General features: G+C 47.9%; 2 tRNA genes. Both read left to right on the top strand.

The window, feature by feature from the left end:
• Positions 1-24: 24 nt before the first annotated feature.
• Positions 25-101, top strand: a tRNA-Ile gene (locus M988_RS22165).
• Positions 102-227: 126 nt separating this feature from the next.
• A tRNA-Ala gene (locus tag M988_RS22170) sits at positions 228-303 on the top strand.
• Positions 304-382 lie beyond the last annotated feature (79 nt).

Genomic DNA, 382 nt, shown 5'->3' on the forward strand with positions numbered 1-382 from the left:
GAATAACGAGCAGAATACCTTTATAGGCTTGTAGCTCAGGTGGTTAGAGCGCACCCCTGATAAGGGTGAGGTCGGTGGTTCAAGTCCACTCAGGCCTACCAAACTCTACTTATCCTTGAAATCTTCAATCGTTGCGTTGCTCATGTGCGTTTGCACATTGCGCTACTCACGTTGAATCTTTCCGCGGCTAAGCGAGTTGGTATCAAAAGGTAAACTGTTGACTGTATGGGGTTATAGCTCAGCTGGGAGAGCGCCTGCCTTGCACGCAGGAGGTCTGCGGTTCGATCCCGCATAGCTCCACCATTACTTCTTGTTGAATACAACAGAAGTTCAGTCTCAAAACATACTTCAGAGCGTATTGGAAACAGTATGCTGCGAAGTA

The organism is Hafnia paralvei ATCC 29927 (assembly GCF_001655005.1).
In the GTDB taxonomy this organism is placed as follows: Bacteria; Pseudomonadota; Gammaproteobacteria; order Enterobacterales; family Enterobacteriaceae; genus Hafnia; species Hafnia paralvei.